The sequence below is a fragment of the Saccharomonospora sp. CUA-673 genome, assembly GCF_001942305.1.
GTDB lineage: Bacteria > Actinomycetota > Actinomycetes > Mycobacteriales > Pseudonocardiaceae > Prauserella.
The window spans coordinates 100,574-117,342 of record NZ_MKKE01000002.1; the positions used below are offsets into that span (position 1 = coordinate 100,574).

The 16,769-nt window shown below is 69.5% G+C and carries 14 protein-coding genes, 1 tRNA gene, 1 pseudogene and 1 riboswitch; of the genes and pseudogenes, 6 read left to right on the forward strand and 10 right to left on the reverse strand.

Features of this window, described 5'->3' with window-relative positions; all coding sequences use genetic code 11:
• Positions 1 to 55 precede the first annotated feature (55 nt).
• Positions 56 to 240: riboswitch (cobalamin riboswitch) on the reverse strand.
• A 110-nt stretch (positions 241 to 350) separates the two neighbouring features.
• Positions 351 to 983, reverse strand: a complete 633-nt coding sequence (locus BJF85_RS01345; protein WP_075845455.1) for a TetR/AcrR family transcriptional regulator — start codon at positions 981 to 983, stop codon at positions 351 to 353.
• 20 nt (positions 984 to 1,003) lie between these two features.
• A complete protein-coding gene (locus BJF85_RS30865) occupies positions 1,004 to 2,425 on the reverse strand; it encodes a fatty acid desaturase (RefSeq protein WP_075845401.1) in 1,422 nt (473 codons plus the stop codon).
• 196 nt (positions 2,426 to 2,621) lie between these two features.
• On the opposite strand from BJF85_RS30865, the gene BJF85_RS01355 reads away from it, so the two are divergent.
• The gene (locus BJF85_RS01355; RefSeq protein ID WP_075845402.1) at positions 2,622 to 3,800 is read left to right on the forward strand and encodes an LLM class flavin-dependent oxidoreductase; all 1,179 of its coding nucleotides are present in this window, start codon (positions 2,622 to 2,624) and stop codon (positions 3,798 to 3,800) included.
• Between the two features lie 45 nt (positions 3,801 to 3,845).
• Here the strand turns inward: BJF85_RS01355 and BJF85_RS01360 are convergent, their stop codons facing one another.
• Complete coding sequence (locus tag BJF85_RS01360; RefSeq protein WP_075845403.1) at positions 3,846 to 4,964, reverse strand: NADH:flavin oxidoreductase; 1,119 nt, start codon at positions 4,962 to 4,964, stop codon at positions 3,846 to 3,848.
• A 144-nt stretch (positions 4,965 to 5,108) separates the two neighbouring features.
• Between BJF85_RS01360 and BJF85_RS01365 the strand changes: the two genes are divergently transcribed.
• Positions 5,109 to 5,579, forward strand: coding sequence for an Rrf2 family transcriptional regulator (locus tag BJF85_RS01365; RefSeq protein ID WP_255375311.1), 471 nt, complete (start codon positions 5,109 to 5,111; stop codon positions 5,577 to 5,579).
• A 15-nt stretch (positions 5,580 to 5,594) separates the two neighbouring features.
• On the opposite strand, the gene BJF85_RS01370 is transcribed toward BJF85_RS01365, so the two are convergent.
• From BJF85_RS01370 to BJF85_RS01375, 3 genes are all read right to left on the reverse strand, one after another.
• On the reverse strand, positions 5,595 to 6,023 hold the full coding sequence (locus BJF85_RS01370; protein WP_075845404.1) for a hypothetical protein: 429 nt from the start codon (positions 6,021 to 6,023) through the stop codon (positions 5,595 to 5,597).
• 76 nt (positions 6,024 to 6,099) lie between these two features.
• On the reverse strand, positions 6,100 to 6,282 hold the full coding sequence (locus BJF85_RS26990) for a hypothetical protein (RefSeq protein WP_139320409.1): 183 nt from the start codon (positions 6,280 to 6,282) through the stop codon (positions 6,100 to 6,102).
• Positions 6,283 to 6,360: 78 nt separating this feature from the next.
• The gene (locus tag BJF85_RS01375; RefSeq protein ID WP_075845405.1) at positions 6,361 to 6,936 is read right to left on the reverse strand and encodes an STAS domain-containing protein; all 576 of its coding nucleotides are present in this window, start codon (positions 6,934 to 6,936) and stop codon (positions 6,361 to 6,363) included.
• A 585-nt stretch (positions 6,937 to 7,521) separates the two neighbouring features.
• On the opposite strand from BJF85_RS01375, the gene BJF85_RS01380 reads away from it, so the two are divergent.
• Positions 7,522 to 8,295, forward strand: coding sequence for a GAF and ANTAR domain-containing protein (locus BJF85_RS01380; protein ID WP_075845406.1), 774 nt, complete (start codon positions 7,522 to 7,524; stop codon positions 8,293 to 8,295).
• A 57-nt stretch (positions 8,296 to 8,352) separates the two neighbouring features.
• Here the strand turns inward: BJF85_RS01380 and BJF85_RS30970 are convergent.
• Positions 8,353 to 9,671 (reverse strand): annotated as a pseudogene (locus BJF85_RS30970) (M20/M25/M40 family metallo-hydrolase).
• A 112-nt stretch (positions 9,672 to 9,783) separates the two neighbouring features.
• Here BJF85_RS30970 and BJF85_RS01390 point away from each other — a divergent pair.
• Positions 9,784 to 9,867: transfer RNA gene (locus BJF85_RS01390), tRNA-Leu, on the forward strand.
• A gap of 360 nt (positions 9,868 to 10,227) precedes the next feature.
• Positions 10,228 to 11,940, forward strand: a complete 1,713-nt coding sequence (locus tag BJF85_RS01395) for an FAD-binding dehydrogenase (RefSeq protein WP_222844417.1) — start codon at positions 10,228 to 10,230, stop codon at positions 11,938 to 11,940.
• Positions 11,941 to 12,033: 93 nt separating this feature from the next.
• On the opposite strand, the gene BJF85_RS01400 is transcribed toward BJF85_RS01395, so the two are convergent.
• Entirely contained in the window at positions 12,034 to 13,782 is a 1,749-nt protein-coding gene (locus tag BJF85_RS01400; protein WP_075845408.1) for an L-lactate permease, read from the reverse strand.
• Positions 13,783 to 14,429: 647 nt separating this feature from the next.
• Positions 14,430 to 15,008, reverse strand: coding sequence for an NADPH-dependent FMN reductase (locus BJF85_RS01405; protein ID WP_075845457.1), 579 nt, complete (start codon positions 15,006 to 15,008; stop codon positions 14,430 to 14,432).
• A gap of 71 nt (positions 15,009 to 15,079) precedes the next feature.
• On the opposite strand from BJF85_RS01405, the gene BJF85_RS01410 reads away from it, so the two are divergent.
• Entirely contained in the window at positions 15,080 to 15,493 is a 414-nt protein-coding gene (locus BJF85_RS01410; RefSeq protein WP_075845409.1) for a MerR family DNA-binding transcriptional regulator, read from the forward strand.
• Here BJF85_RS01410 and BJF85_RS01415 read toward each other — a convergent pair.
• Positions 15,424 to 16,764 (reverse strand): MFS transporter, encoded by a 1,341-nt coding sequence (locus BJF85_RS01415; RefSeq protein ID WP_075845410.1) that lies wholly within the window; start codon positions 16,762 to 16,764, stop codon positions 15,424 to 15,426. The two genes, BJF85_RS01410 and BJF85_RS01415, sit on opposite strands and share 70 nt — an antisense overlap.
• Positions 16,765 to 16,769: the final 5 nt, after the last annotated feature.

Below are 16,769 nucleotides of genomic sequence, written 5' to 3' on the forward strand. Positions count from 1 at the left end.
GCACGGACGGCAGCATGACGCGCACCGTGACCTCCTCCGGGGCTCCGCGACCCCGTACGATTCGGTGCGACGGTGGGAGTCTCCTGACTCGTGCCTCGGCATCGTCCCCGGCCTTCCCACCGGACATTCCGGCAGTGGCCTTCGTCGGGGACGACTCCGCACTCACAGTGGCGGGACCGTGCCGGATTCGCACCGGCTTCCTCGTCACCATCGCGTGGACCGCGTATCAACATCCCAGTGTCGCCCACCCGGGTCAAGGGCGGACGAACGTGATCACCGTTGCATCCATGGCTCGTCGCGCATCGTTCCGCACGACCATCCGTCCACAGTGGCCCGGAAGATCCGGGACATCAGCGGTACCGCAGCGGGGTCGGGCTCGGCCCTTCGTCGAGGAGGCGGGCGGTGAGCCAGGCCAGGCCGTCGGCGGTCTGCGCCGGGGTGCGGCACGGTTGCACGATGTGGCTGAGCACGGTGCGCACGAGTGTGTCGACCAGGACGTCGGTCTGTTCGTCGGTGAGCCGGGTGCGGTAGGCGCGCACGTGCTCGGCGAGCACCTTCGCGGCCTCGGCGACGAGCGTGTCGCCGCGGGTGGTGAGCAGGGGCAGGAATTCGGTGTCCGCGCCGGGGGTGGCCGCGACGACGGCGCGCACGAGCGCGTTCCCGCTGGCGAGGTCGAGCACGTCGCGGGCGGCGTCGTGGATCGCCTCGGGCAGGTCGCCCGGGTGCCGGCCGAACGCGCCGCGCACGACGCCCAGGAACCGGTCGGCCTCGTGGGCGACCATCGCCTCGGCCAGGCCGGGTTTCGAGCCGACCTCGTTGTACACCGTCTGCCGGCTGACCCCGACCGTGTCGGCGAGCCTGGCCATCGTGACCGCGGACCAGCCCTCGTCGCCGGTGATCTCGATCGCCGCCGCGATGATCGCGGAGCGGTGCTGGCCGCCGCCCGATCCGCCGGACCCGAGTGCCTCACCCATGACCGCCATCGTAGGCGCCGGTGCGGCGGTCACGCGCCGGCGCGGCTGGGCGCGACGAAGTCGATCTTCTCCCGCACGCCGCAGTCGGGGCAGCACCACGAGTCCGGGATCGCCGACCACGGGGTGCCTGCGGGGAAGCCCTCGCGGGGGTCGCCGGTGGCCTCCTCGTAGACGTAGCCGCATCCCGGGCACATTCCGCCGTCGGTGGCGTCGCCGCGCGGCTCGTCCGGACCCGCCAGGGGTTGCGTTCCGGAGGCCGCGGAGCCGCCGTACCGCGCCAGTACTTTCGCCCGTTTCCGGGGTTCGATGTTGGCGCGGGTGATGTCGCCGCCGAAATGGGCGAGCACGCGCGGATCCATCACGCGGCGCCACAGCGGCGGAACCAGCGCGAGGACCATCATGCCGGCGTAGCCGGTCGGCAGGACCGGAGATTCGGGGAAGTCGCGCAGGGTCTGGTACCGCCGCACCGGGTTGGCGTGGTGGTCGCTGTGCCGCTGCAGGTGGTACAGCAGCACGTTCGTCGCGATGTTGTTCGAGTTCCAGCTGTGGCTGGGATCGACCCGTTCGTAGCGCCGCCGCTCCGGCGTCCCCCGCAGCTGCCGCAGCATGCCGTAGTGCTCCATGTAGTTGACGATCTCCAGCAGCGACAGCCCCACCAGGGCCTGAATCAGCAGGTACGGCAGGACCCCGATGCCGAGCCACGCGATCATCGCCGACCAGAGCACCGCCGACATCAGCCACGCGTTGAGCACGTCGTTGCCGATACGGAACGGATGCCGGTCCCGCCGGGCGTAGCGCTTACGCTCCAGTCGCCACGCCGACCGCAGCGAGCCCGCGACCGTCCGCGGCCAGAATCGGTAGAAGCTCTCCCCCACCCGGCTGCTGGCGGGATCCTCCGGGGTCGCCACACGCACGTGATGACCGCGGTTGTGCTCGATGTAGAAGTGTCCGTAGAAGCTCTGCGCGAGCGCGATCTTCGACAGCCAGCGTTCGTGACTTTCCTTCTTGTGGCCCAGCTCGTGAGCCGTGTTGATGCCGATGCCGCCGACACAGCCGACCGTGACGGCGAGCCCGACCTTGTCCACGACCGACAGGTCGCCGCGCGCGATCAGCCACAGCGCCACGACGAATCCCGCGTACTGGATGGGCAGGTACGCGTAGGTGATCCAGCGGTAGTACCGGTCGCGTTCGAGCTCGTCGATCATGTCGTCGGGCGGGTTGCTGCGGTCCAGGCCCGCCACCAGGTCCAGCAGCGGCACGACGACGAGGATCACGATCGGGCCGATCCAGAACCACACGCCCCAGCCGGTGGCGGCGTGCAGGCCGAGGCCGGCGAACACCAGGGACGGCACGACCAGGCCGATCAGCCACAGGTATCGCTTGTGGTCGGTCCACTCCTCGACGCGCTCCCCGGCGGCTCCCGCCACCGGCGCGCTCCGTCCGTCGCTCATCGTCGGCCTCCTCATCGAGGTGGACATCCAGAGCCATAATGTAAACCGCTGTGGACTCGTGTGGCAATCATGTCCAACGCCCGCGGGCGCTAGGGCTGGCGACTGTCGATGATCCGGACACCCGCGACCCCGCGGCGCGCCCTAGGTTCACCGAGGTCACCAGGCACCGCTCGACGACGAGAAAGGTGGGCAGACCATGAGCCGCCTCCGGTTCGGCACCTTCCTGGCCCCGTTCCATCCCGCCGAGGAGAACCCCACCCTGGCCCTGCAGCGCGACCTCGACCTCGTCCGGCATCTCGACGACTGCGGTTACGACGAGGCGTGGATCGGCGAGCACCACTCGGCCGGCACCGAGCTCATCGCGTCGCCGGAGATCTTCATCGCCGCGGCCGCCGAGCGCACGCGGCACATCAAGCTCGGCACGGGCGTCACCTCGATCGCCTATCACAATCCGTTGTGGGTGGCCGAGCGCATGGTGCTGCTCGACCACCTCACCCGCGGGCGCGCGATGCTCGGCTGCGGACCGGGTTCCCTGCCCACCGACTCGATGATGCTGGGCCTGACGCCCACCGACACCCGCGAGCTGATGGAGGTCGACCTCGACATCATCATGCGACTCCTGCGCGGGGAGACCGTGACCGAACGGACGCGCACGCACACGCTCGTCGACGCCCGGCTGCACCTGCGGCCCTACACCGAACCGTGCTTCGACATCGCCGTCGCCGCGGTCGCCTCACCCACCGGGCCGCGCTTGGCCGGCCGGTACGGCGCGGGACTGTTGTCGATCGGGGCGACGATGACGCAGGACGGCTTCGACGCCCTGGCCCACCACTGGAACGTCGTCGAGGAACGCGCCGCCCATTACGAGCAGACCGTGTCGCGGCGGGACTGGCGGCTCGTCGGGTTGATGCACGTCGCCGAGACCCGCGAACAGGCCTACCGCGACGTCGAGCACGGCATCGAGGCATGGTTCGACTACTTCCAGCACACCGCGGCGTTCCCGCAGATGGCCGTCGAGGGCGACCGGCTCCGCGAGATGATCGACTTCATCAACGAGGCGGGCATCGGCGCGATCGGCACCGTCGAGGACGCCAGGGCCCAGGTGCAGAAGCTGTGGGACCAGTCGGGCGGGTTCGGCTGCATGTTGTTGCTGGCCCACGAATGGGCCAACCCGGAGGCGACGAAACGGTCGTACGAGCTGATCGCCCAGCACGTGATGCCGCACTTCCAAGGTGGGCCGGTCACGCATGCGCAGCAGACGCGCGATGCGCGGCAACGTGCCCGCGACATCCGCGAGGACTACGCCGCCGCCCAGCTGCAGGCCGTCGCGACCATGACCGACCGGTACGAGAAGGAGAAGGCCGAGCGGACGTGAGTCGTGGGCCCGCGGTGCCGCACCGCCGCGGGCCCACGACCGTCCTCAGTGGAGGTTCTTGAGGGCGGCCTTGGTGAACGGCACGAGCTCGTTCTCCCTGCCCTCGAGGACCTTCTGTCCCCATTCGGGGTCGGCCAGCAGCGCGCGGCCGATGGCGACGAGGTCGAACTCGTCGCGTTCGAACCGTTCCAGCAGGCGCTCGATGCTCTCCACGCCTGCGCCCGCGCCGCGGAAGGTGTCCATGCCGAAGACGGCGTCGAGACCGACCGAGCCGACGGTGATGACCGGCTTGCCCGTCACCTTGCGCGCCCAGCCCGCGATGTTGAGCTCCGCGTCGTGCTCGGGGAACTCGGCCTCCCAGTACCGCCTGCCGGAGGCGTGGAACGCCGTGACGCCGGCCTCCGAGATCGGGCCGAGCACCGACTGCAGCTCGTCCGGGGTGGTCGCCAGCCGCGCGTCGTAGTGGTCGGCCTTCCACTGCGAGAACCGGAACAGCACGGGGAAATCGGCCGAGACGCGCTCGCGCACGGCCCGGACGATGTCGGCGGCGAAGCGCGTCCGCGAGGCGGCGTCCCCGCCGTAGACGTCGGTGCGCCGGTTGGTGCGCTCCCACAGGAACTGGTCGATCAGGTAGCCGTGGGCACCGTGCAGTTCGATGCCGTCGAACCCGATCCGCTCGGCGTGCGCGGCCGCCTCGGCGAACGCCTCGACGAGACGCTCGACGTCGGCGAGTGAGAGCGCCTCGCCCGCGCCCTCGGTGCCGTCCAGGGCGATGCCGGACGGGCCGACGGACAGCGCCTCGGGCACCGGCGGCTTGCCCGCCGCCCGCTGGATGCCGATGTGCCACAGCTGCGGCATGATCGTCCCGCCCTCGGCGTGGACGGCGTCGACGACGCGCTTCCAGCCGGCGAGCGACTCCTGTCCGTGGAACCGCGGCACATCGGCCATGTCGCCGGCGGACGGGTGGTCGATGTAGGTGCCCTCGGTGATGATCAGCCCGGTACCGGCGGCCGCGCGGCGGCGGTAGTACGCCACGACGTCGTCGCCGGGGATGCCGTCCGGCGAGAAGCCCCGGGTCATCGGCGCCATCACGATCCGGTTCGGCAGTTCGGCCGAACCGAGTGTCAGCGGGCGGGCCAGGGCCTGTGCCGCGCGAGTGGACATGCTGCTCCTGTCGGTCGGAGAAAATGCTCCCGTCAAAGGTACAGATCGGCGGCGAAACTGTAACTGTGTCGAACACCATTTCCGGTGGCTCGGGACGGCGCGGGTAAACTCGCGCTACGACGAGCCACGACGCAGGGAAGGGCGGTGACGGGGACCGTGCTGGACATCAGGTTCTCCAGCGCCCTCAAGGCCATGCTCTACCTGGCCTGCGCGGCCGACGAGAGCGACGGCACCGAGCCGGCGACGTCGAGCTCCGCCCAGCTCGCCGAGGTGCTCGACACCAACCCGAGCCTGGTGCGCAAACTGCTGGTGCCGCTCGTGCGCGCGGGCCTGGTCGAGTCGACGAAGGGCCGGGCGGGCGGCGCGCGACTGGCGCGGCCTGCCTCGGAGATCACCCTGGCGGAGATCTACCGCTGCTCGGTCGACGACAAGCCGTTGTGGGCCTGCCGCCCGGACGGCGATGCCAGGTGCGATGTCACCGGCAACACCGCGGAGTTCTTCAGCCGGCTCAACGCCGAGGCCGAGGACGCGGTGCTGGGCGTCCTCGGGGATCGCACGCTCGCCGACGGTCTCGCCGAGGTGCGCCGGATCGGCCGGCAGGCCGTCACCGGCTGACCACGCCCGATCCGCTCAGTTCTCGATGACCCGGCTGTTGGTCATGGCGGCCAGCTCGTGGGCGAGCTTGCGGTGCGCCTTGGTGACGACGGGTCCCCACTGCACGGCGCGCGAGGTGATGCCCAGTTCGAGCCGGCTGCCGTACTGGTCGGCGTACACGACGCCCGGGAAGAAGAAACCCCACGAGAACAGCGTGGGCCGCGACGACAGGACGAACCGCCCGGTCGACGGGTCGACGTCCTCGATCTTGTAGCCGTCCGGGCTGTACTGCGTGAGCCAGCCGTAGAGCGCCTGCGGCGGTGCCTGGGACACGAGCACCATCCGCCGTTTCGTCATGCCGACGGCCGCGACGGTGCCGGTGCGGTTGTGCGCGATGAGCAGCATCGTGCCGGTCGACACCAGCGCGCCGACCATGCCGACGAGCGCGAAGTAGATCGGGTCCATCGCGGCCGAGTATTACGCACGCCGCCCCGGCCGGCCGACGCGACTCCCCCGTGCCGGTCCCACCGACCAGCGAAAATCAGGCGTACCGAAAGAAACGGGCGAGCACGCGGGCACCGACGGAAGCACCGAGTTCCGGCACGCGGAGAACACGTGTGCGCCCCATCGGCGTCGGGTAACCGTTGATCGGTTCCAGCAGCGGGACGTTTCCACAATTCCTCTCCGAAGAAAGGAACCGATCATGATGCGCCTGTTCGCTCACGTGCGGTCCTTCGTCCGTGACCTCAACCGGTGCCACGACCGCATGTGCGGCCGCGAGACCCGCTGACCCGCACACGCGTCAGCCCGCACCCGCCGCGCGGGGCCGGCCCGGCGGGCCGCCTTCGGCCCACGCGGGGCCGGCACCGACGGCGTCGGTCCACGGCGAACCGCCCCACGCAGGTGCCGAGCGGGTGAACGCGTCGGCGGCCGGCGATGCGGATTCCTCCGTGGCACCGGCCTGTGCCGCGCTCCGGACGTCCCGGCGCGCGGCGTGTTCCCGTGCAGACCGCTCCCGCAGGGCGACGACGCCGGCGGCGATGTGCACCGCGTCCGCCACCGAAGGACGCCAGGCGACGCTCGTGTCGAGGCCCGCCAGGGCGGCCACTCGACGCACGGGAGCACTGCCGACGACGGCGAGTTGCCTGCCGTCCTCGCTCGCATCCAGACTGGCCTGCTCGAGGACCCGCGCACCGGCGACCGCACAGAAGTCCACGCGCGACAGATCCACCACCACCAGTGCCAGATCCCGCATACGGTAGTGCCTCAATTGATCCTCGAGCAGCGGCGCCGTGCCCAGGTCGAGTTCGCCCACGGCCTCGCAGACCTCGACCCGCTCGTGAAACCGGATGCCGCGCACTTCCAGCATCTGCCCCATACCCGTTCCGCCTCCCCGGATTCGCCGTCGACGAACTCACGGGTGGGAATGCGCGTACCAGGCCCACCCGCGTTATGCGATACAGCGGGACTCGAAGTCCCGTGTGAGACGTGCCGGAGCCCCGAGCTCCTGCGACGTCCGCGAGGCGGCGCCTTCTTGACCGCGCCCGTTCACCGTAGCAGCGGCCCGCCTGCGGTACGAGGTCGTCGGCCCTGCTGACATCGGCGCATGCACCGATCGCCGAGGTGTCCGCGCACGGTGCGTGAACCCTGCCGATGCTCGCGCCGCCACCGCACGTCGCCTCGCCGCACCGGACCGTTGCCGGATGCGCGCCCGCGGCGGTCACCCACCGCAGCGGTCGTGCCGACACCGACCGACGCGTAGTCGGCCGAATTTTCACTCCACTCAGCGACACGACGGACATCGCCGACCACGTCGGGGATTCCGCGTCGGGTCCGGGTGCGACGCCGCTGGCGGGCGTACCGTCCGGAGTACGACATACGATGGCCGGCCGAGGCCGAGCACGGACCGCGAGCGACACCGGCACGTCCCGGACGGGGACGGACCACGGGGAGGGCACGCTTCATGAACCGACCTTCGACCGGCGCGCAGGGAGCCGCGCCGCAGCCGGACGGTCCCGTCGAGGTGGCCGAGCACTTCACGACCTTCACCCGCTCGCTGCTGGCTTCCGAGAATGTGTCCGAGGTCCTGGAACGGGTCGTCGACGCGTGCTGGCGGGTCATACCCGGTGCCGAGCTCGTCAGCGTCACCCTCCGCGATCCCCAGGGCGAGTTCTTCACGCCCGTCGAGACCGACCAACTGGCGACGGAGATCGACCGGCTGCAGTACCGATTCGACGAGGGCCCGTGTCTGTCGGCCGCCGATCCGGACGGGCCCGCGCTCGCCGCGAGCAACGACCTCTCGCGCGATCCCCAGTGGCCGCGGTTCGGACCGGCAGCGAGTGAGCTCGGTGTGGTCTCGCTCCTGGCGACCTCGTTGCTCCCCACGCACCGGCCACCGCAGATCACCGGGGCACTCAACATCTACGCCAAGAAGCCCGCGGCCTTCGGTCCGGGCACCGCCGACAGCGCCCTACTGCTGGCCACTCATGCCTCCCTCGCCCTGGCCCACACCGACGCGGTGACCCGGGCCGCGCTCGAGCGCGAACAGTTGCGCCGCGCGATCGGCTCCCGCGACGTGATCGGCCAGGCCAAGGGCATCCTCATGGAACGCCGGGGGCTGTCGGCCGACGAGGCGTTCGACGTGCTGCGCACCACCTCGCAGCAGTTGAACATGAAGGTCGCCGAGCTCGCCCAACAGTTGACCGACGGACACACCCCCGGACTCGCCGAGGAGTAACCGGTCCGAGGCCACCGGGGCGGTGGCGCGACGGCTGCCAGCGGGGCCGGTGATGACTCAGGCGGATCGGAAGAAACGGTCGAGCACGCGGACGCCGAACTTGAGTGCATCGACCGGGACCCGCTCGTCGACGCCGTGGAACAGCGCCGAGAAGTCGAGGTCGGCGGGCAGCTGCAGCGGCGCGAATCCGAAGTTGCGGATGCCGAGGCGCTGGAACGACTTGGCGTCCGTGCCGGCCGAGAGCATGTACGGCAGGGTGCGGGCGCCCGGGTCCTCGGCGAGGACGGCGGCCGTCATCGCGTCGACGATCGGCCCGTCGAACGTCGTCTCGACGGGCGGCAGTTCCATCCACTCGCGTTCGACGTCGGGACCGAGCAGTTCGTCCAGTTCGCGGTCGAACGCCTCGACGCGGCCCGGCAGGATGCGGCAGTCGACGGACGCTCGGCGACCGAGGGGATGACGTTGGACTTGTAGCCCGCGTCGAGCATCGTCGGGTTCGCGGTGTCGCGCAGGGTCGCGCCGATCATGCGCGAGATGTTGCCGAGTTTCGCGACGCTGCCCTCGAGGTCGTCCTCGGGGAAGTCCCAGCCGGTGATCTCGGTGACGCCGTCGAGGAACTCGCGCACCGAATCGGAGACCACGAGCGGGAACTGGTGCCGGCCCAGCTTCGCGACCGCCTCGGACAGCTTCGTGACGGCGTTGTCGTGGTGGATCATCGATCCGTGGCCCGCCGTGCCCCGCACGCGCAGCCGCATCCAGCGGATCCCGCGCTGTGCGGTTTCGACGAGGTAGGCCCGCACGTCGTCCTTGAGCGTGATCGAGAAGCCGCCGACCTCGCTGATCGCCTCGGTGGCGCCCTCGAACAGTTCCGGCCGGTTCGACACGAGCCACTGGGCGCCGTACTTGCCGCCTGCCTCCTCGTCGGCCAGGAACGCGAAGATCATGTCGCGCGGCGGGACGATGCCGTTGCGCTTGTAGTGCCGCGCGAGGGCCAGCGTCATGCCGACCATGTCCTTCATGTCGACGGCGCCGCGGCCCCACACGTAGCCGTCCTGCACGGCGCCCGAGAACGGGTGCACGGACCACTCACCCGGATCCGCGGGGACGACGTCCAGGTGGCCGTGCACCAGCAGGGCACCCCGCGACGGATCGGCGCCGGCCAACCGTGCGATGACGTTGTGCCGGTTCGCCCCGCCCGATTCGACGTACTCGATCTCGTACCCGACCTCGGTGAGCTTCTCGGCGACGTACTCGGCCGCGGCGCGCTCCCCCACGACCGTCTCGGGATCGCCCGTGTTGGTCGTGTCGATGCGGATGAGCTCGCTCGTGAGAGTCACGGCCTCGTCGGCGGCCGCCTCGATCAGGTTCTCCGTCACGCCCACCTTCCTACCATCTGTGACAGTTGATGCAGGTGAGACACATGTGGTCGACTCCGCCGACCCCCCTACTCCGGCGGGCGGACCCGTCCGCTACTCTATTCCCCAGCAAGTCCGAGTGGCGGAATGGCAGACGCGCTAGCTTGAGGTGCTAGTGCCCGTAAAGGGCGTGGGGGTTCAAGTCCCCCCTCGGACACACAGATCATTCACCCGGTTCGCCGGGTGAATTTTTATTTGCGCACCTTTCCCCTCCCGGCTCGTGCACCCGCAGGTCGACGCCCCCGTGGGGCGGTCGTCAGCGCACCCGCGCGCCTCCCCAGAACGTGAATCTGTTTCGTATCAGATGGCCCGGAGGCCTTGTGCCCGGTCATGTGAACCGTGTTTATTGACGGCGGTGCGGTTGCCGAGGACCGAGTGTGCCGGGTGTCGCACGCGCTGACGATGCAGTCGCAACCGCGGAGAGGACATCATGAACGATCCCGAGAACGGCACGGTGACGCGGCGCTCGGTGCTGGTCGGCGCCGGTGCGGCCGCGGTGGGTGCGGCCATCCCCGTGATGACGGCAAGCAGTGCGGGCGCGGCGCCGGGCGCGGGCGGTGACGACGCCGATGCGATCGTGGTGGGTGGTGGTCTCGCCGGACTGGTCGCGACCTCGGAACTGGTGGCCCAGGGCCGCAAGGTGCTGCTGCTCGACCAGGAGCCCGAGGCCAGCCTGGGTGGGCAGGCGTTCTGGTCGCTGGGCGGGCTGCTGTTCATCGACTCCAAGGAACAGCGGCTGGCCGGTATCCGCGACTCGTTGGAGCTCGCGCGCGCCGACTGGTTCGGCACCGCCGGTTTCGACCGGGGCGTCGACGATCCGCAGGGCGAGGACTACTGGGCGGCACAATGGGCCGAGGCGTACCTCCAGTTCGCCGCCACGGAGAAGCGTTCGTGGCTGCACGGCATGGGCGTGCGGTGGGTGCCGATCGTGGGCTGGGCCGAGCGCGGCGGTCAGCATGCGGACGGGCACGGCAACTCGGTGCCGCGTTTCCACCTCACGCTCGGCACCGGACCCGGTGTGATGGAGCCGTTCGAGAAGAAGGTGCGCAAGGCCGCCGACGAGGGCCTGGTGTCGTTCCGCTTCCGCCACCAGGTGGACGAGCTGACGGTGACGAACGGTGTCGTCGACGGGGTTCGGGGCGGAATCCTCGAACCCAGCAACGCCGAGCGCGGTACGCCGAGCTCGCGCACGCGGGTCGGGGATTTCGAGCTGCACGCGCCCGTGGTGATCGTGACGTCCGGCGGCATCGGCGGCAACCAGGATCTGGTGCGGCAGAACTGGCCGGACTGGCTCGGCGCCCCGCCGAAGCGCATGATCACCGGCGTTCCGGCCCATGTGGACGGTCGGATGCTCGGCATCTCCGAGCAGGCCGGTGCGCGACTGGTCAACCGCGACCGGATGTGGCACTACACCGAGGGGCTTGCCAACCACTCCCCGATCTGGCCCGATCACGGCATCCGGGTGCTGGCGGCGCCCTCGTCGATGTGGTTCGACGCGACCGGACGCCGGTTCCCCAACCCCGGCGTTCCCAGTTACGACACCCTCGGTACGTTGCAGCTGATCAAGGACAGCGGCCACGACTACTCGTGGTTCGTGCTGAACCAGCGGATCATCGACAAGGAATTCATCCTCTCCGGTTCCGAGCAGAACCCGGAGCTGACCCGCAAGGACATGGCCGGTTACCTCGCCAGCAGGGCGCTCAACGACACGCCGCCGCCGGTCAAGGCGTTCCAGGACTCCGGCGAGGACTTCGTGATGGCCAACACCGTGCGCGAACTCGTGGCCCGGATGAACCAGCTCACCGGCGACAACCTGCTCGACGCCGACGACCTGGAGAGGCAGCTCGTGCAGCGGGATCGCCAGGTGGACAACGACTTCACCAAGGACGAACAGGTGATGGGCATCCGCAACTCGCGGGCCTACGTCGGCGACAGCCTGATCCGCACCACCCGCCTGCACAAGATCCTCGACCCCGACGCGGGTCCGCTGATCGCCATCCGGATGAACCTGCTGACCCGTAAGACATTGGGCGGTCTGCAGACCAATCTGGACGGACAGGTGCTCGACCAGCAGGCCCGGCCGATCCCCGGTCTGTACGCCGCGGGCGAGGTCTCCGGTTTCGGCGGTGGCGGCGTGCACGGCTACCGCGCGCTCGAGGGCACGTTCCTCGGCGGCTGCCTGTTCTCCGGCCGTCAGGCCGGCCGCGCCGCCGCCCGCGCCACGGCCTGATGCGCTAGCAGCACTCGCACGGCGAAAGGGCTCGCGTTCCTTCGGGAGCGCGAGCCCTTTCCGTTGCCGGCGACCCGACCGCCGGCCGCCGTGTCACCGCCGGCGGCGCAGGAACCACACGGTCGCGGCGATACCCGCGACGAGCGCCCCGATCAGGAGCGTGCCGATGTTGAGTCCGAGGCCGTAGGCGAACACGTATCCCAGGCAACCCGCGAAGATCACGTAGTAGGTCAGCGGGATCAGGTTCTTGCGGATGATGTCGCCCTCGCGGCCGAGCAGGCCCACGGTGGCGGAGGCGGCCACGACGTTGTGCACGGTGACCATGTTGCCCGCGGCACCACCGACGGCCTGGGACGCCACGACGCTCTCCGGCGCGAGACCGACCTGTTCGGCGGTCGAGAACTGGAAGAGCGAGAACATCATGTTGCTGATCGTGTTCGAGCCGGCCACGAACGCGCCGAGGGCGCCGATCGCCGGGGCCAGCAACGGCCAGTTCCCACCCGTGATGGCGGCGACGCCCTCGGCGATGGTCAACGGCATGCTCTCGTAGCCGGACAGGTTGATCTCGGAGTTGATGAACACGCGCACCAGCGGGACCGCGAACAGCAGTGCGACGGCCACACCGAAGATCTGTTTCCCGGCGATCTGCCACGAGCCGAGGATCTCGGTGGTGCGCATGCGGTGCAGTCCGTAGGTCGCGATGCACACCACGATGAGCAGGAACCCGGGCAGATACAGCGGCTCGATGCTCTCGCTGATCTCCGTGCCGAAGATGTTCTCGAAGTCGATCGTGATGCCGGTCAGGAATTCCTGGACCGGGGTGACGGTGCGGGTCACCACGAGCAGCAGCGCCAGCAGCACGTAGGGCGTCCAGGCCAGCAGCGGGTTGATCCGCCGCGACGGCACCTCGGTCTCGGGCTCGAGGGTGCCCATCCACCGCGGGTTCCACTGCTCGCGGTCGGGGAAGTCCCACGGTTGTGCGGGCATGAACAGTCCGCGCCGCGCCGCGGTCACGACGATCGCCAGGCCGGTGAGTCCGCCGAGCAGTGCGGGGAACTCCGGGCCGAGCACGATGGCGAAGATGACGTACGGCACGGTCATCGCGAACGCGGAGAACAACGCGAACTTCCAGACGCCCAGTCCGTCACCGAACCGCCGGCGCTCGCCGAAGAAGCCCGTCACCATGCAGGCCAGGAACAGCGGAATGAGGGTGCCGATGATGGCGTGCATGAGGGCGACGTCGATGGCCACGCGCGCGACGTACTCCGGCATCTCCATGCCGAGCACGCGCAGTCGGTCGTCGACGGCCGCGCTGCCGCTGAGCCCGTCGCCGATACCCGTGATGACGGGTGTGCCGGCGGCGCCGAACGTCACCGGCGTGGACTGGATGACGAGCCCGACCATGACGGCGGCCATGGCCGGGAAGCCGAGCGCGAACAGCAGCGGTGCGACGACGGCGGCGGGGGTGCCGAATCCGGACGCGCCCTCGATGAACGAGCCGAACAGCCAGCCGATGATGATGGCCTGCACCCGCCGGTCGGGGCTGATGCTGGTGAACGTCGCCCGGATCGTGGCGAGACCGCCGCTCTTGCTCAGTGTCCCCAGCAACAACAGGGCACCGAACACGATGGCGAGGATCCCGAACGCCAGGACGAGACCTTCCACGCTGGCCGCGGCGATGACCGCGGCCTCGACGTCCCAGATCGCCGAGGCGATGACGACGACAGCGACGAAGCCGACGGGCATCGCGTATTTCGCCGGCCATCGGAACCCGACCAGGAGCACACCCACCGCGGCCAGTGGGGCCAGCGCGATGAGACTCAGAACGGCCAGATTCTCCATGCGAAACACACCCTTCGACACCTCGTCGTGTCTGAAAGCCGCCGTGTTTGAAGCCGTATTGCCTTGTGCCGTGTTGCCTCAAAAGCCCGCCGCACGTTTGTCGTACGGTGATTCGGTCGTCCGTGGAAGCTGGTCTAGGGATCCGCTACAGGTATCGACAATACGATTCCACAAAGTCCGCCATGGACTCTGTCGTCGACTTCCGACTTCCCGCGAGGATTGCATTCCGTATCGTGGATATCTGGCAATGCCCGTGCCGGGGCGGCCGCGTTCGGCAACCCGCCTCGCGAGGGGAACGTCATGCATACACCTCTGTATCGCTCGCTCCACAGCTATGGTCGCACCATAGCGACGAGACCCGGGTGCCGCAATGCTCCATTCGCCACGACGCACCGCACACACGCGTCACGCCGCGTGACAGTTAACCCGGACCAGTGCGATCGTTCCGATTACCCCGGCGGCGCCGAATGGTTGTCGGCCGCTTTTCCGCGATGCGGATTCTGGAAATGCGACCACCGCGGTGCCCTGCCGGCACACAATCGTCCGGACGGGCACCGCGGTGGCGCGGCACTGCGGTCGTTCGACCCGGGCCCACGGGACCACCGTGTCCACGGTGGACGGCGCGCGCCCCTTCGGCCGCGGGGTCTTCAGAAGTCGTAGGTCTCCTGGGTGCGGGCGGTGCGCAGTGCGCGGGCCCACCAGAGGAGCTGGTCGGTCATGCCCTTGGCCGCGGTGGCGGTCTCGGGGTCGGTCGGCTGGCCCTCGTCGTCGAACAGGTCGTAGCAGTTGTGGAAGCTGAGGGTGTTGCGGATCGTCGTCGCGTGCACCTCGGGGAACACCTGACGGAGGTGCTCGGCGGCGCGCACGCCACCGGCCATGCCGCCGTAGGAGATCAGCGCGACGGGCTTGGCCTTCCACTCGTCGAGGTAGGCGTCGATGGCGGTCTTGAGGCTGGCCGGGTAGCTGTGGTTGTACTCGGGAGTCACCACCACGAAGGCGTCGGCGGCCGCCATGCGCGGCGCCAGCTCGGTCACGGGGGCCTCGGGCTCCTCGTGGAAGTCGCCGATCGTCTCGGGCAGCTTCGCCTCGGCGAGGTCGATGATGTCGACGTCGACGTCGTCACGGCCGCCGAGCTCGGCGGCGTACCAGTTGGCAACGACCGGGCCGAAACGGCCACGGCGGGTGCTGCCGATGATGACAGCTACGGAGATCTTGTCTTCAGTCATGAACCCATCCTCGATCTTGAACATATGTTGAAGTCAACCCGGCGGTCGCCTAGGCTAACGGCATGACACCCATGACGGTGACCAGCCCGACCGTGACCAGGCCGGCGCCGACCGGCGAGCACCTGTCCGTCAGCGAGGTGGCCGAGGTCGCCGGCATCGCGCCGTCGGCGGTGCGCTTCTACGAGAAGCACGGCGTGATCAAGGCCGTCCGCACGCCGGGCAACCAGCGCCGCTTCGACGACTCCGCGGGCTGCCGCGTGCAGGTCGCCAAGCTCGCCCAGCGCGTGGGGCTGACCATCAAGGAGATCGCGGCGCTGTTCGACGGCCTGCCGCCGAACCCGTCCCCCGACCACTGGGACCGCATCGCGAACCGACTCGTCACCGAGGCACAGCAGCGCGTCGAGGAACTCAAGAGTCATCTCGAGGTGCTCGGCTCCGACGCGCTGCTCTGCGAGGCCGGCGCGACACTCGACTCGGACTCGTAGCCCTCGGACTCGTAGCCCTCGGACTCGTAGCTCTCGGACTCCTCGCGTTCGGAGTCGTAGCGCTCGGGTCCCGAGCCGCGGCGGGCGTAGCCCGCACCGGTGGCGATCAGTGCCGCCACGGCGCACGCGGCACCGCCGAGCAACAGCGGCGCCTGCGGCCACACGTGCTCGGCGAGCACACCGGCCAGCAGCGCACCCAACGGCGCGCCGCCCAGCAGCAGCAACAGGTACAGGGCCATCATCCGGCCTCGCATACCCGGCGCCACGGTCAGCTGCACGGCGGCGTTCGCCAGCAGCGTGAAGACCATCTGGCCGGCCCCGGCGATCACCAGGCCGACGACACACCACACCAGCGACGGCGCCAGCGCCGCACCGAGCTGCGCGACCCCCAGCACCGCCGCGGCCGTGACGAACCGCCGGTGGTTCGGGCCGTCCCGGGTGAACCGCCACGCGCACAGCAGCGCACCGCTGAACGTGCCCACCGCCAACGCCGTGTGCAACAGGCCGAAACCGTCCGCGCCCAGCCCGTACACACTGCCCGCCAGCACCGGGATCGACGTGGTGAACGTGTTACCGAGCGTGCCCACCGTCAGCACCAACGCCAGCACCATCGACAGGTCCCGATGCCGGCACGCGTGCCACACGACGTCCCGTAGCCGGTAGCTCGACGTCCGGTCCGGACCGTCGAGGTGGAACCGGTCGGGATTCATCAACCACAACGTGATGACCACCGGAATCAGGCTCGCGGCGTTCAGCGCGAACAACCACCCGGTACCGATCAGCAGGATCAGGAAACCACCGATTGCGGGCCCCGCCACCCGCGCCGAGTTGAAGATGATCGAGTTGACGGCCACCGCGTTGGTGACGGTGTCCCTGCCGACGATCTCCATCACGAACGCGTGCCGCACCGGAACCTCGACCGCGCTGGCACACCCGAGGATCAGGCACAGGGCCAGCACGTGCCACAACTGCACCGCGCCCGTGAGATCCAGGACCGCCAACAGCGCCGCGCAGGACCCGACGACGTACTGCAGCCGAATGATCAGCGTGCGCTTGTCCAGCCGGTCGGCCAGTACGCCCGCCCACAGCGTGAACACCGGCATCGGCACGAACTGCAACGCGACGGCCAGGCCGAGGGCCACGGGACTGCCGTCCGAGATCTGCCAGACCAGCCAGTCCTGGGCCACCCGCTGGATCCACGTACCGAGCAACGACAGGATCTGCCCGATCGCGTACAGACGGAAGTTGGCTACGCGCAACGACGCGAGCATCGGTC